Origin of the sequence: Paraburkholderia sp. J63 (genome assembly GCF_905220245.1) — a bacterium.
Classification (GTDB): Bacteria; Pseudomonadota; Gammaproteobacteria; order Burkholderiales; family Burkholderiaceae; genus Paraburkholderia.
Genome location: NZ_CAJMZF010000025.1, coordinates 95515 through 108878 on the forward strand (window position 1 = coordinate 95515; position 13364 = coordinate 108878).

At 65.8% G+C, this 13364-nt stretch carries 11 protein-coding genes; 7 read left to right on the forward strand and 4 right to left on the reverse strand.

The window, feature by feature from the left end; genetic code table 11:
- Window positions 1–39: 39 nt before the first annotated feature.
- Together glcC and U5775_RS24600 are read left to right on the forward strand one after the other, a co-directional pair.
- On the forward strand, window positions 40–816 hold the full coding sequence (gene glcC / locus U5775_RS24595; RefSeq protein WP_322060700.1) for a transcriptional regulator GlcC: 777 nt from the start codon (window positions 40–42) through the stop codon (window positions 814–816).
- A gap of 206 nt (window positions 817–1022) precedes the next feature.
- Window positions 1023–2393 carry an MFS transporter gene (locus U5775_RS24600; protein ID WP_322060701.1) on the forward strand — a complete coding sequence of 457 codons (1371 nt, stop codon included), beginning with the start codon at window positions 1023–1025 and terminating at the stop codon, window positions 2391–2393.
- 73 nt (window positions 2394–2466) lie between these two features.
- On the opposite strand, the gene U5775_RS24605 is transcribed toward U5775_RS24600, so the two are convergent.
- Genes U5775_RS24605 through U5775_RS24615 form a run of 3 tightly spaced genes read right to left on the reverse strand, consistent with a single transcriptional unit; the run spans window position 2467 to window position 5876 of the window.
- Window positions 2467–3270, reverse strand: coding sequence for a sulfite exporter TauE/SafE family protein (locus U5775_RS24605; RefSeq protein ID WP_322060702.1), 804 nt, complete (start codon window positions 3268–3270; stop codon window positions 2467–2469).
- Between the two features lie 33 nt (window positions 3271–3303).
- Window positions 3304–4959, reverse strand: coding sequence for a TIGR01244 family sulfur transferase (locus tag U5775_RS24610; RefSeq protein WP_322060703.1), 1656 nt, complete (start codon window positions 4957–4959; stop codon window positions 3304–3306).
- A gap of 38 nt (window positions 4960–4997) precedes the next feature.
- Window positions 4998–5876 (reverse strand): MBL fold metallo-hydrolase, encoded by an 879-nt coding sequence (locus U5775_RS24615; RefSeq protein ID WP_322060704.1) that lies wholly within the window; start codon window positions 5874–5876, stop codon window positions 4998–5000.
- Between the two features lie 297 nt (window positions 5877–6173).
- On the opposite strand from U5775_RS24615, the gene U5775_RS24620 reads away from it, so the two are divergent.
- A complete protein-coding gene (locus U5775_RS24620) occupies window positions 6174–7553 on the forward strand; it encodes a sigma-54-dependent Fis family transcriptional regulator (protein WP_322060705.1) in 1380 nt (459 codons plus the stop codon).
- A gap of 79 nt (window positions 7554–7632) precedes the next feature.
- Here the strand turns inward: U5775_RS24620 and U5775_RS24625 are convergent, their stop codons facing one another.
- Window positions 7633–8292, reverse strand: a complete 660-nt coding sequence (locus tag U5775_RS24625; RefSeq protein WP_322060706.1) for a TetR/AcrR family transcriptional regulator — start codon at window positions 8290–8292, stop codon at window positions 7633–7635.
- A gap of 125 nt (window positions 8293–8417) precedes the next feature.
- On the opposite strand from U5775_RS24625, the gene U5775_RS24630 reads away from it, so the two are divergent.
- From U5775_RS24630 to U5775_RS24645, 4 genes are all read left to right on the forward strand, one after another.
- Window positions 8418–9341, forward strand: a complete 924-nt coding sequence (locus U5775_RS24630; protein WP_322060707.1) for a VOC family protein — start codon at window positions 8418–8420, stop codon at window positions 9339–9341.
- 55 nt (window positions 9342–9396) lie between these two features.
- Window positions 9397–10251 (forward strand): 2-hydroxy-6-oxo-6-phenylhexa-2,4-dienoate hydrolase, encoded by an 855-nt coding sequence (gene bphD / locus U5775_RS24635; protein ID WP_322060708.1) that lies wholly within the window; start codon window positions 9397–9399, stop codon window positions 10249–10251.
- 75 nt (window positions 10252–10326) lie between these two features.
- Complete coding sequence (locus U5775_RS24640) at window positions 10327–11568, forward strand: MFS transporter (protein ID WP_322060709.1); 1242 nt, start codon at window positions 10327–10329, stop codon at window positions 11566–11568.
- A gap of 50 nt (window positions 11569–11618) precedes the next feature.
- Entirely contained in the window at window positions 11619–13154 is a 1536-nt protein-coding gene (locus tag U5775_RS24645; protein ID WP_322060710.1) for a bifunctional 3-(3-hydroxy-phenyl)propionate/3-hydroxycinnamic acid hydroxylase, read from the forward strand.
- Window positions 13155–13364: the final 210 nt, after the last annotated feature.

The window sequence follows — 13364 nt, forward strand, 5'->3', positions numbered from 1 at the left end:
TCATTCCTGGGGCAAGCGGCCGGGCCAGCGAGAAAAGCCATGGAAAAAGACGAAGAGGACCACGATGAGGGCGGGGCGCAGATCGCCGACGTGGTCGCCCGGCGCCTGGAGGGCCTGATCGTCGATGGCGTGCTGAAGCCGGGGCAGGTGTTGCCGTCCGAGCGGCGCCTGATGGTCAAGCTGGGGGCGTCGCGCTCCGCGGTGCGCGAAGGACTGAAGGTGTTGCGCGCGCGCGGCATCATTGAAACCGAGCACGGACGCGGATCGTTCGTGGCGCTGCTGACCACGCAACCGGCCCTCACGCCGATGATGCATCTGCTGGGCTCGCAGCCCAGAACGCTGTTCGACATCTTCGAAGTGCGCGCAATGCTCGAGTCCGAATCGGCGCGCCTCGCTGCGCTGCGCGGCACGCAGGCCGATTTCGCGCTGATCACGCGCCGCTACGAGGAGATGCTCGCCGCGAACGCGAGCGAAGTGGGCGAGTCGACGCGCGCGCGGCTCGACTACGCTTTCCATCTGGCGATCTGCGAAGCGTCGCATAATCCGGTGCTCGTCCATACGCTGAGCTCGCTGACTGATTTGCTGCTGAGCTCGGTGTTCGCCTCGGTCAACAACCTCTACCACCGGGAGTCGGAAAAGCGCGTCATCGACCGCCAGCATGCGCGTCTCTACAAGGCCGTGCTCGCGAGGCAGCCCGAGCAGGCGCGCAAGGCGGCAAGCACGCATATCGCGACCACGATGGCGTGCATGAGAGAAATCGAGGCGGAGGAGCAGCGTCTGGTGCGCGCGACGCTGCGCCTCGAAGGCTGGCGCTGACGCGAACCGCGCCCCGCAACCCAGGCGCGCCGGAAGCCCGGCGGCCTTGCCGCAGTTGCGTCTCCCGAAATCGTGCGGCTGGCACGACATAAAAAACTGGTAGGACCAGTGCCGTTGCGTCTCGACAGTCTCCTGGCGGCGCGGAACAATGCGCGCTAGCAAACCCAGTTGCGGCCAGAAGCTGCACACGAATCAGGAGACTCGCGATGAATCCGCGCAACCCGCCCGGCGTATCGGTACAGCCGTCCGCCGACCTCAGACGCCACCCCGCTCCCACCGCCGAATTCGAGGCCGCGACCTACGCGAAGGTGACCTGGCGCCTGCTGCCGTTCCTCTTCATCTGCTATGTCGCGGCCTATCTGGATCGCGTCAACGTGGGGTTCGCCAAGCTGCAGATGCTGAGCGACCTGAAGTTCAGCGAATCGGTCTACGGGCTGGGCGCGGGGATCTTCTTCATCGGCTATTTCCTCTTCGAGGTGCCGAGCAATATCCTGATGGACCGCGTGGGCGCGCGCGTCTGGATCAGCCGCATCATGGTGACGTGGGCGGTGGTGTCGGCGGTATCGCTGTTCGTCAAGACGCCGGGCATGTTCTACGCGATGCGCTTTTTGCTCGGCGTCGCGGAGGCGGGGTTCTTTCCGGGCATCGTGCTCTACCTCACGTACTGGTATCCGTCGACGCGTCGCGGCCGCATGAACGCGCTCTTCATGATCGGCATTCCCGTGGCGGGCGTGCTCGGCGGCCCGCTCTCGGGCTGGATCATGGAAGCCTTCAACGGCGTTCACGGCTGGTCGAACTGGCAATGGCTGTTTCTGCTCGAAGCGATTCCGTCGCTCGTGCTCGGCATCGTCACATTGTTCGTACTCCCGAATGGCATTCGCGCGGCCTCGTGGCTCGATGAGCGGCAAAAGTCGCTGCTCGAAGCCAACATCGCACGTGACGGGCATGCGGGCACGGAGCATTCGTTGAAGGGCGTCGTGTCCAATGGCCGGGTCTGGCGGCTCGCGGCAATCTACTTCTGCTGCATGATGGGTCTCTACGGCGTGAGCTTCTTTCTGCCCACGCTGATCAAGGCCGCGGGCGTCAAGGACACGCTCGACGTCGGCTTGCTGACCGCGATTCCCTATGCGGTCGCCATCGTGGCCATGATCGCGGTGGCGCGCAGCTCGGACCGCCGCAACGAACGCCGCTGGCATCTCGCGCTGGCCTGCGTCGCGGCCGCCGTCGGGCTCTATGCGAGCACGCTCTACACGGGCAATCTCGTGCTGGTCATGGTGACGCTCTCGCTCGGCACCGCGGGCGTGCTCTCGTCGATGCCGGTGTTCTGGACGTATCCGGGCAGCGTGCTGAGCGGCACGGCCGCCGCCGCCGGCATCGCGATGATCAATTCGATCGGCAATCTCGCGGGCTTCGTCAGCCCCTCGGTCATCGGCTGGATGAAGGACGTGACGCACAGCACGAACGCCGGTTTGATTGTCGTTGCGGTGGCGTTGCTTGCTGGCGCGATGCTCACGCTGACGCAGCGCGTGGCGATGGCATCGTCGGCGTCGGGCGCTGCGGAGGCGGGGCGGGCCTGAATTTCCTGCGTCGACTGGCGCGGCCGGTTGGCAGGACGGAAGGCCGGAACCTCGCGCGACCGGCTCATCCCACTCACGCCAGAACGGCCTTCACGAGCATACCCAGCGCCACACAGACGAGAATGCCCGCGAATCCCGACTGCACGTGATGCGCGGGCATGCGATGCGAAACGAGGCGTCCGCCCAGCATCCCGGTCGCGGTGGCGAGACTGAACCACAACGCCACCTCGAAAGGAAACGCGCCGCCGTGCAGGGCCGTCGCCAGCACGCCGCCGCTGCCCACGAGCGCAATCACCATCAGCGACGTCGCCACGATGCCGTGCATGGAGACGTTGGTCAGCTTGCGCATCATCGGGACGATGATGAAGCCGCCGCCCACGCCAAGCAGCCCCGTCATCAGGCCGGTGAGCGACCCTGTGGCCGCGAGCGCCAGGGCTGTGCGCCACGACCAGTCGAAGCGGCCCGTCGCCGGGTTGATGTGCGCGACGCACAGCGGCGAATCAGGCTGCGCCGGAGCATGGCGCCTGAGTGTCTGACGCAGCAGGCGGAACGCGACGAACAGCATGACGCCGGCGAACAGGCCGAGCAGCAGCCGCTGCGGTAAAGCGCGCGCGAGCCGTGCGCCCACTGCCGTGGCGGGAACGCCGAGCGCGGCCATGAAGAGGGCCGCGCGATAGCGCACGAGACGCTTGCGGAACGCCTCCAGCGCGCCCACCGCCGCGCTGCCGGCCACGGCCACCAGCGCGACCGGCGTGGCTTGCTGCATGGGCCAGCCCATGCCGAACACCAGCGCGGGAACGGCGAGGATGCCCCCGCCCGCGCCCGTGAGCCCAAGAACGGCGCCCACTCCGGCGCCGAGAAAAAGCGAGACCAGCATCGATCACCTCGGGGAACGTTAAGCGCGGGCGTATCAGTCGGCCACGTGGGGTTGCACGAACCACTCGCGTCCCTTGAGCATGCCGCGCCAGTAGAGCGGCGGCAGGATGCGCTCCTTGAGCAGCCAGGCGAGCCCCGAGGGCTTCTTGCCGTCGATGAGCCACGCGGGGAAGGTCGGCGCGAGCTTGCCGCCGTAAAGAAACTCGGCGAGCACGATCTTGCCGCGCTCGACCGTGAGCGGGCACGAGCCATAGCCATCGTAGGCCGCCACTCCGCGCTTTTCGCCCAGCGCGGCCAGCACGTTGTGCGCGACCACGGGCGCCTGCTTGCGCGCGGCCGCGGCGGTTTTCGCGTTCGGCGTATTGGTCGCGTCGCCGAGCCCGAAGATGTTCTCGTAGACCTTGTGCCGCAAGCTCGCCTGATCGACGTCGACCCAGCCCGCTGCGTCGGCCAACGGACTGACACGGATGAAATCGGGCGCCTTCTGCGGCGGCACGACATGAAGCATGTCGAACGCCGTTTCGAAGCGCTCGCTGCCGCCGCCCGCGAGCGCGCGCGAGAAGGTCGCGCGCTTCGCTTCGCCGTCGACGGCCGTGAGGTTGAAGCCGAAGTTGAGCTTGATGCCATACGATTCGACGTACTTCATCAGCGCGGGCACATAGTCGGTTACGCCGAAGAGCGCCGCGCCGGCATTGAAGAACTCGACGTCGATCTGATCGAGCCGGCCGCTACGGCGCCAGTGATCGGACGACAGATACATGGCCTTCTGCGGCGCGCCCGCGCATTTGATCGGCATGGGCGGTTGCGTGAAGAGCGCGCGGCCGCCCTTGAGCTGCTGCACCAGTTGCCAGGTGTAGGGCGCGAGGTCGTAGCGATAGTTGGAGGTCACGCCGTTGCGCCCGAGCGTCTGCGGCAGTCCCTCGATGGCGTTCCAGTCCAGCTTCAGGCCGGGGCAGACCACGAGCTGCCGGTACTTCACGATCCGGCAGCCTTCGAGAATGACGGCGTTCGTGGCGGGCTCGAACGCGGCCACCGCCGCCTTGATCCAGCACACCTTGCCCGGCAGCACGCTGCCCATGGGGCGCGCCGTCGTTTCCGGGCGGAATATGCCCGCGCCCACCATGGTCCAGCCGGGCTGGTAGTAGTGGACGTCGGCGGGATCGATGATGGCGATGTCCAGATCGGGCGCGCGGGCGAGCAGGCTCGACGCGGTGGCGACGCCGGCTGCACCCGCGCCCACGATCACGACATCGTGCTGCTCCTCCGACGACGCGCGCGGCGAGCCGATGCGGCGCGCCAGGCCGCTTAAGTCGACCCCGGCGCGCTTGCCCGCGGCCAGGATCTCGACGAGCGACAGCTGCGGCGCGCTGGCCAGTGCCCACAAGGTGGCCGAGCGCATGCCGCTGCGGCAGTAGGCGAGCAGCGGGCGCGGCACGGTGTCCAGATAGAGCCTGAATCGTTCGGTATCCTGATCACTGACCTTGCCGGTTTCCACGGGAAGATAATGCGCCTCGATGCCGGCCTGGCGCGCGGCCTGCTCGATTTCGGTGAACGTGGGCTGGTCCGCGCCTTCGCCATCGGGGCGATTGCAGATGAGCGAGCGAATGCCCATCTCGCGCAGCGCGGGCAGATCGGCAATGTGGATTTGCGGGGAAACGGCGAAGGTGTCCGTGAGCTTTTTGAGTTCCATGCTTGCCTCTTATGGTTTTCTGAATGATCGATGCGGGCTCAAAGGACGTTGATGGGGATCTTGATGTAGGAAACGCCGTTGCTCTCGGGCTCGGGCAGGTGGCCGGCGCGCATGTTGACCTGCACCGAAGGCAGGATGAGGACCGGCATATCGAGCGTGGCGTCGCGCGCGGTGCGCATGGCGATGAACGAGGCCTCGTCGATGCCGTCGTGCACGTGGACGTTGGCTTCGCGCTCCTCGGCCACGGTGCTTTCGAATTTCACGGCGCGCCCGCCTGGCTGATAGTCGTGGCACATGAACAGGCGCGTCTCGGGCGCGAGACTCAGGACGCGGCGGATCGAGCGGAACAGCGTGGTGGCGTCGCCGCCGGGGAAGTCGCAGCGCGCGGTGCCGTAGTCGGGCATGAACAGCGTGTCGCCGACGAAGGCGGCCTGCTGCGCGCCGTCGTCGACCACATAGGTCACGCACGCGGGCGTATGGCCCGGCGTGTGCATCACGCGGACGCTCAGCTCGCCCAGCGCGAACACGTCGCCATCGGCGAACAGGCGGTCGAACTGCGAGCCGTCGGTGCGAAAGCCGGGCCCGGCATTGAACAGCTTGCCGAACACGTTCTGGACGCGCGTGACCTGGTTGCCGATCGCCACCTGGCCGCCGAGCCGTTCCTTGAGATACGGCGCGGCGGAAAGGTGATCGGCGTGGACGTGGGTTTCGAGCAGCCAGTCCACGCGCGCGCCCAGCGATTGAACGCGCGCTGCGAGCCGGTCCGCCGTGGCGGTACCCGTGCGGCCCGATTTCGGGTCGTAGTCGAGCACGGTGTCGATCAGCGCGCAGCGGCGCGTCGCGGTATCGAGCAGCAGGTAGCTCACGGTCCACGTGGCGGGATCGAAGAATCCTTCGACGGCAAATCTGGCGGGCATGCTGGTTATTCCTCGCAAATGACGGACGCTTGGGTCCTGGCGAGCGATGACAATTCAATAATCGTGCCAGCGTGGCCGAACACCGCGTCATGGTTGCCAAGTCCATGATTTGGATTGGGTTTTCTGTACGCGGGGGGCGAGGGATGCGGCTGGCCGGGCGGCGGTGCCGCTGAGGCGGATGACACTGAGACTGCCAAATGGCAGTCGGTGGCATAATTGGCAGTCTGCCAACATTGGCTGCATATCGAGTTGCAAAGCCGAGTTGCAAAGCCGCTGCAACCGCAAGGACCGACGATCATGACGTTGCCTGACCTGCCGCCCACCGGGGCCCCATTGCCGGACAGCGCGACCGATGTCGGCGCGCTGGTGTCGTACCTCGAGTACGATCCGCTGCCCGCCATCGTGCTCGATCCGCAGTACCAGATCCTGGCCGCGAACCGCGCGTATCAGCGGCAATTCGGGGTGGAGGGGCAGGCGCACGTCGGCCGCAAGTGCTATCAGGTCTCCCACCATTACGACGTGCCCTGCGATCAGGCGGGCGAGCATTGCCCGATGAAGCGCGCGACCGAGAGCCGTGGGGCAGATCGCGTGCTGCACATCCATCACACGCCGCGAGGCCCGGAGCACGTGGACGTGGAGTTGCGCCCGATCTTCGACGCGGGCTCGCGGATCATCGCCTACGTCGAGCGCCTGGCCACGGTGCGCGGCGCGTCGGCGAGACCCAGCGCAGCGGGCCTCGTCGGGCGCGCGCCGGCCTTCAACGACGCGATCAGCGCGCTCCAGCGCGTTGCGCCGTCGATGCTGCCCGTGCTGCTGCTCGGCGAATCGGGCACGGGCAAGGAGCTGTTCGCCCACGCGCTTCACGAGGCGAGCGACCGGGCGCAACGGCCGTTCGTGGTCGTCGACTGCTCGGGCATTACCGAAACGCTGTTCGAAAGCGAGCTGTTCGGGTTCGAGAAAGGCGCGTTCACGGGCGCGACCGGCCGCAAGCAGGGGCTCGTGGAAACCGCGCAGGGCGGCACGCTGTTTCTCGACGAGATCGGCGACGTGCCGCTGTCGATTCAGGTCAAGCTGCTGCGTCTAATCGAGACTGGCACGTTCAGGCGGGTCGGCAGCACCGAGACCCAGCGCGCCGATTTCCGGCTCGTCGCCGCCACGCATAAGCCACTGGAACAGATGATCGCGGCGGGCCTGTTTCGCTCCGACCTCTACTTCCGCATCAGCGCGTTTCCGATCCGGCTGCCCGCGGTGCGCGAACGGGTGGACGATATCCCGCTGCTGGCGGACTCCATTCTGGCGCGCATTGCCTCGACGGGACATCGTCCTGCGCGCAAGCCCGTGATCGCGCCCGACGCGCTCGCACTGCTGCGCGCGTATTCCTGGCCCGGCAATATCCGCGAGCTGCGCAACGTGCTCGAACGCGCGAGCCTGCTTGCCGACGATGGCGTGATTCGCGGCGACCAGCTACCGGAGTCGCTCAGGCGGGAAGTCATGGCGCCGGTCGAGACGTTGCCCGCGCCGGCTTTCGCGCTGCCTCGCAAGGCGTCGGACGCGGAACTCGTGCGCGCCGCCGCCGAGTGGGGCGGCAAGCGCAGCGAGCTTGCCGAACGGCTTGGAATGAGCGAGCGCACGCTATACCGCAGGCTCAAGGCGCTCGCGGGCGTTGAAAAAGCCTGACGCGCCTGATACCCGCGTTATCCATCGGGCGGCCCGTTTGGCCGGCGCCCGAATTTAATCTGCACTCCGGATGATCTGATTAGCGCTTCTTGCGCTTTGAAGCATGGCTCTCGGCCAATGCGATCAGCGCATCGGTGAGCTGTTCCATGTGCCTGTCCATCGTGCGCTTGTCGCCCGATTGCAGGGAAATGAACGCGCCGTCGAAACCGACCATGCCGAAGTAGGCGAGGTCGTCGGCGAACGCGGCCGTCATGCGCTCGCCCTCGACGCCCAGCGCGTTGCAGATCATCTTTCGCATATAGTCGCGGCCCTCGTTGCGGACCTCGATCAGGATCTGCATGGCCTCGGGTTCCACCGCCTCGTCGGTCATGACGAGGACGAACTGCAGCCGCATGAAGTTCTCGCGGTGCTGAAACACTTCGCCCGTCTTCTGCAGATACCAGCCCAGCCGTTCGCGCGGCGTCCCCTCTGGGGGATTCGCGTGCGCCTCGCGCATCGCCGCGAAGAACTCGCGCGCGCCATGCGCCATGACCTCGGCGAGCAGGCCGGCCTTCGATCCGAAGTGATGGTAGATCGCGCTCTTGGGAATGCCCGTCGCTTCCACGAGTGCGGACATCGACGTGCCTGCGTAGCCATAGGCCGCCATGACACGCGCGGCGGCGTCGAGGATCTCCTGGCGCGAGCGCTGGCCGCGCCGGTTGCCGGTGGGAGGTGAGGGTTTTGCGGGGGAAATTTTCATCTGACAAGTATAGCGTCCACCATGTATTGGACTAATCGGTCCAATACTAGTTTTCCCTGGATTTACAGTTTTGGACCTGTCGGTACAATTCTGGGATATCGGCATAGCAAAACAAGGAGAAGCGAATGCGGAGCGTGTCAACCTTGGGATATATGGTCCTTGGCGTCGGCGACCTGGCGGCGTGGGAGGCCTTTGCCGTCAACGTGCTGGGCTTGCAGGCGGGCGCGCGGGTGCCCGGCGAGTCGCTCGGCCTGCGGATGGACGACTACGAGCAGCGCATCCTGCTGCTGAAGAACGACCTCGACGACTTCCTCGCCGCCGGCTGGGAATTCGAATCGAATGTGGCGCTCGAGGCCTTCGTGGATCAGGTGCGCGCCAAGGGCGTCGAGGTGGTGGAGGCGGACAAGAGGGTGGCCGAGCAACGCCGCGTCGCACGCCTTTTCGTGTGCGAGGATCCCGACGGCATTCGCCACGAGTTCTACTGCGCCGCCTGGCGGGCCAACACGCGCGACGCGTTTCGCTCGTCGGTGCTGCGCGGGGCTTTCAGCACGGGACGCCTCGGCGTCGGGCACTTCGTGACCGTGCCCAAGCAAAGCGCCAAAGCCAAGGTGTTTTGCGAGGACGTGCTGGGACTGAGGCTCAGCGACACCATCGGCGGCGACGCGGCACCGGGCGTCAATCTCGACGTGACGTTCTTTCATGCCCGCGCGGGCCGTCACCACTCTCTGGCCATCGCCGAGGTGCCGTTCCCGGCGCACAAGCGCATCCACCACATCATGGTCGAGTGCACCGACCCCAACGACGTCGGACTGGCCTACGACCGCTGCAAGCAGGCCGGTGTGCCCATTCTGATGGAACTGGGTCATCACCCCAACGACCAGATGTTCTCGTTCTACCTGATCTCGCCGTCGGGCTTCGCCATCGAGTTCGGCGCGGGCGGCATCGTCGTCGACGACGACACGTGGGAAGTCAAGCGCTACACCGAACTGAGCGACTGGGGGCACAAGATGAATCCGCCGCCGGGCGCGCCGGCTCACCCCGCGCATTGAACCCGCCAAACACCGCAAAAACCTGTTACTCACTCCCCGTCAATGGAGCTACGGAATGACCTTCACTGAAGCCAGCACCAGCAAGTTCGTGACCATCAACGAGCCCGGTCTCGAGAACTTCAAGATTCACCTCAACGACGCCGGCAGCGGCCCCGCTGTCGCCATGCTGCACGGCGGCGGCCCCGGCGCCAGCGGCTGGAGCAACTACTACCGCAACATCGAGGCGCTCGTGGGGGCCGGCTATCGCGTGCTGCTCATCGACAGCCCTGGCTTCAACAAATCGGGCGAGATCGTCACCGACGTGCCGCGTCCGCTGATGAATGCGCGCGCAACCAAGGGTGTGATGGACGCGCTCGGTATCGACAAGGCCCATCTGGTCGGCAACTCGATGGGCGGCGCTTCGGCCATGAGCTTCGCGCTCGAATTCGCCGACCGCATGGATCGCCTCGTGCTCATGGGGCCGGGCGCGCAAGGCCCGAGCATCTTCCAGCCGCAACTGGGCGAGGGCGTCAAGCGCATGTTCAAGCTCTATTCGCAGCCGACCTACGAGAACTTCGAGGCCATGCTGGAGGTGTTCGTCTACAACCCGCAGGCGATTACCGAAGAGCTGCGTCTCGGGCGCTGGAACAACATCGAGTCGAACCTCAATCACCTGAAGAACTTCGTCGAAAGCGGCAAGCTTTGCCCCGTCTCGAAGTGGGACCTGACCGCGCGCTTCCCGGAGATCGCGCACAAGACGCTGATCACGTGGGGCCGCGATGACCGCTTCGTGCCGCTCGATCACGGCCTGCGCATGCTGAACACCTTCCAGGACGCGCGACTCCATGTTCTGTCGAAGTGCGGCCATTGGGTTCAATGGGAGCACGCCGAGGAATTCAACCGTCTCGTCATTGAATTCCTGAAGGGCTGACCGGAAGCAGCGACAGTACGGAGCCGGATTTAACCTGCAGCAAGTAGTCAAAACCATAATGAAACGGAGACCCGCATGTTATCCAATTTGCAGTCCGAATCAAATGTGAAGGAGGCGAGCAGCCTGCAGGGCTGGCTGCTCGTTTCCACGTGCTGGCTCGCATCGGCCGGCGCCGTACTGATCGCACCCGTGCTTCCATTCATGCAACAGGCGTTTTCCGGCCAGCCGCACGCCGACGTGCTCACGCTGATCGTGCTGGTGATTCCCGGCCTCATGATCGCGCTGTTCGGCCCGCTGATGGGCGCGCTGATCGACGTCGTGGGACGCAAGCGCCTGTATCTGATCTCGGTGGCGATCTACGCGATTGCGGGCACCTTGCCGTTTTTTCTGCACAGCCTCTATGCGATTCTCGCGACGCGCGTCGTGGTCGGCATCGCCGAGGCCGCGATTACGACGATCTCGACCACGCTCACCGCCGATTACTTCAGCGGCCGGGCGCGCGAAAAATGGCTGACCGTCCAGTTGGGCTCGGCCTCGATCGTCGCCGTGGTGATGTTCGCGCTGGGCGGCGTGCTCGGCGGCTTTGCCACCGGTTGGCGCACGCCGTTCCTCGTCTATGGCGCCGCAGTGATTTTCCTGCCGCTCATCGCCGTCTATGTCTGGGAGCCCGCGCAGCCCGAGGCAGCATTCAGCCAGGCCGAGACCAAGTTGCCATTTCCGTGGCGTGAAGTCGGCCACATCTGCGTGATGGCGTTGTTCACCGCGGTGATGTATTTCGTGATCACCATCCAGATCAGCTTCCTGCTCACGGCGCGCGGTGTCACGACGCCCGCGGTGATCGGGATCGGCAGCGCGATTGCCAATGCGGGCGTGCCGTTCGGCGCTTTCGTGTTCCATCGGCTGTCGCGTTGGGCGATCAACCGGCTGCTCGTCATCGCGTTCGCCATCGTCGCGGCGGGTTTCTACGTCGTGTCGACCGTCGCCAACGTCGACGTATTGATTGCGGGGGCCTTCGTGGCGTGCTTCGGCGGCGGCATCGTCATGCCGCTGATGCTGAACTGGATCATGGTCCGGCTGCCGTTCGCCCAGCGTGGCCGTGGCGCGGGGGGCTATATGGCCGCGTTCTTTCTCGGCAACTTCCTCAGCCCGCTCGTGGTCGCCGCGCTGGCCGCCAAAGCCGGCGGGCTGTTTGCCTCGATCGGATTGCTGGCGGCCGTCTGCGCAGCGGTTGCCGTCGTTGCCCTGGTTCTGGTGCTCTGCAAGCGCGGACCCACCGAAGCCGTGGGCGAGCTCGCCCATCTACCGCTGCCGCATTGAAGTGTTGAAACATTGAAGCATTGAAGTCGAATATATCTGGTGGAGTCCTTATGAAAGAGCACTACGATGCCGACGTTGCAATCGTCGGCTATGGCCCCAGCGGCATTATCGCCGCGCTAACCCTCGCGAAATACGGTATCTCCACCGTTGTATTCGAACGGCATCGCGACATCTATCCTCGTGCCCGTGCCGTGACGGTCAACGACTGGACCATGCGCATTTTCCAGAACCTGGGCGTCGATGAAGCGGTGCTCAAATGCATCGACCCGCAGCGCGCGCTGCGCTGGATGCGCTACGACGGCACCGAGATCATGCGCATCGAGCATCCGCCTTCGACGCTCGGCATCAAGTCGCGCCAGTTCAATATCTATCAGCCTACGATGGAAGCGACGTTGCGCGAATGCGCCGCGGCGCGTGAAGAGATCGACGTGCGCTACGGCATGGACGTGGTGTCGCTGACGCAGGACAACGACGGTGTCACGCTGGGCGCAAAGGATGCTGCGACGGGCGCGGTCACGCAGACGCGCGTGCGCTATGCGATTGGCTGCGACGGAGGCAGCAGCGCCACGCGTTCGATGATCGACGTGAAGCTGCTGGGCGACACGCTCGACGTGATGTGGATCGTCATCGACTGCCGCGTCAAGCGCTGGTGGCCCGACCGGAACCTGCTGACCTTCTGGTCCGACAAGGAGCGTCCCGTGGTCGACATCGCGCTGTCCGGCGGCAACCACCGCTGGGAGCTGCCGCTCAAACCCGGTGAGACCGAAGCGGACTTCGCGACGCAGGAGCAGGTCTGGCCGTTGCTCAGAGCACTTGGCGTGAGCGAGGACGACGTGGAGATTCACCAGCACGCGTTCTATCGCCACCATACGCGCATGGCGGACAAGTGGCGCGTCGGGCGCGTTTTCCTGGCCGGCGATGCCGCGCATCTGATGCCGCCCTGGGCGGGCGCCGGCATGCAGACCGGGATGCGCGACGCGTTCGATCTGGGCTGGAAGCTCGCAGGCGTGATCAACGGCACTTTGCCCGAGTATTTTCTCGACACCTACGAAGCGGAACGCCGGCCCAACGCCGCGTTCTACACCCAGCTCGCCGTTCAGCTGGGCCGCGTGATCAAGCAGGAGCTCTCGGAAGAAGAGCAGGCCGCGCTCAGCGCGCCGCCGCCCGAGAACGCGCCGGAACCGCCGCTGATCGCACCGCCCGTGCTCGCTTCGGGCTGGCTGCGTGGCCCCGTCGCCGATGACAGCATCGTCGGCCGGATGGTGCCGCAACCGGTGGTGGGCGACACGCGCGGGGTGATGGCGCGCCTCGACGAGCTGCTTGGCGATCGATTCGTACTGCTTGGCGATAACGTCGACCCCGCCACGTTGCTCACGCCCGGCGAGAAAGCGGCGTGGGACAAGCTGGGAGCGCGCTACCTGGCCTTGCGTCACCAGGACCAGCACACCGCGGGCCCCGATGAACTGATCGACCTCGACGGCGTACTGCGGCCGTGGCTGCGCAAGTACGGCGTGCGTGCGGTCGCATTGCGCCCCGACCGGTTCGTCGCCGCGGCCGATGTGAGCGGTCTTTCGGTGCCGGCTTGACGCCTTTCTGCGTGGGCAGTGCCCGCGCAGCGCTTCGTCGAGCTGTTGGCGCGAGAAGCAAGATGAGGGAGGCCGCGGGGCCTCCCCCGATAGATCCAACGAGGGAGGCATCCACCGATGTCCGATATCTCCGTAGTCAATACACTCGCCGCGCGCCTGCGCAACGCCGAAGCTTCGCGTGAGGTGATCGAGCCCGTACGCGGGCAGATT

What these genes read in the sequence shown, in the direction of transcription:
- glcC (WP_322060700.1), top strand. Translation starts at nt 40, where the DNA reads ATGGAAAAAGACGAAGAGGACCACGATGAGGGCGGGGCGCAGATCGCC.
- U5775_RS24600 (WP_322060701.1), top strand. Translation starts at nt 1,023, where the DNA reads ATGAATCCGCGCAACCCGCCCGGCGTATCGGTACAGCCGTCCGCCGAC.
- U5775_RS24605 (WP_322060702.1), bottom strand. Translation starts at nt 3,270, where the DNA reads ATGCTGGTCTCGCTTTTTCTCGGCGCCGGAGTGGGCGCCGTTCTTGGG.
- U5775_RS24610 (WP_322060703.1), bottom strand. Translation starts at nt 4,959, where the DNA reads ATGGAACTCAAAAAGCTCACGGACACCTTCGCCGTTTCCCCGCAAATC.
- U5775_RS24615 (WP_322060704.1), bottom strand. Translation starts at nt 5,876, where the DNA reads ATGCCCGCCAGATTTGCCGTCGAAGGATTCTTCGATCCCGCCACGTGG.
- U5775_RS24620 (WP_322060705.1), top strand. Translation starts at nt 6,174, where the DNA reads ATGACGTTGCCTGACCTGCCGCCCACCGGGGCCCCATTGCCGGACAGC.
- U5775_RS24625 (WP_322060706.1), bottom strand. Translation starts at nt 8,292, where the DNA reads ATGAAAATTTCCCCCGCAAAACCCTCACCTCCCACCGGCAACCGGCGC.
- U5775_RS24630 (WP_322060707.1), top strand. Translation starts at nt 8,418, where the DNA reads ATGCGGAGCGTGTCAACCTTGGGATATATGGTCCTTGGCGTCGGCGAC.
- bphD (WP_322060708.1), top strand. Translation starts at nt 9,397, where the DNA reads ATGACCTTCACTGAAGCCAGCACCAGCAAGTTCGTGACCATCAACGAG.
- U5775_RS24640 (WP_322060709.1), top strand. Translation starts at nt 10,327, where the DNA reads ATGTTATCCAATTTGCAGTCCGAATCAAATGTGAAGGAGGCGAGCAGC.
- U5775_RS24645 (WP_322060710.1), top strand. Translation starts at nt 11,619, where the DNA reads ATGAAAGAGCACTACGATGCCGACGTTGCAATCGTCGGCTATGGCCCC.